We start from the raw sequence: 237 nt of genomic DNA, 5'->3' as shown, positions 1-237 counted from the left end.
CAGCAACCAGATCGTCATGCCCGACACCGGATCATGGAGGTATTTCACCTGCCCGTCGGTCTTCAGGTTGTGCCAGTGCTGGGAGAGCCGCGAGGCGTTATCCAACGCGGTGGGCCCACCCTGCCCATGGGGGATGCGGTGCTCGAACTGGGTGGCAGGTGTCTTCGTCGTCGACGACGGACCCGAACAATCCGCGTGCACACCGGTCAGCCAGGCATTAAGACCCATCGTCGGATC

The 237-nt window shown here is 62.9% G+C and carries 1 pseudogene; it reads right to left on the bottom strand.

The window, feature by feature from the left end:
• A pseudogene (locus QP119_RS11945) lies at positions 1–237 on the bottom strand (HNH endonuclease signature motif containing protein); the annotation flags it as partial.

The sequence above is a fragment of the Corynebacterium frankenforstense genome, assembly GCF_030211955.1.
Classification (GTDB): Bacteria; Actinomycetota; Actinomycetes; order Mycobacteriales; family Mycobacteriaceae; genus Corynebacterium; species Corynebacterium frankenforstense_A.
This window is presented reverse-complemented; position numbering and strand designations above follow the sequence as displayed.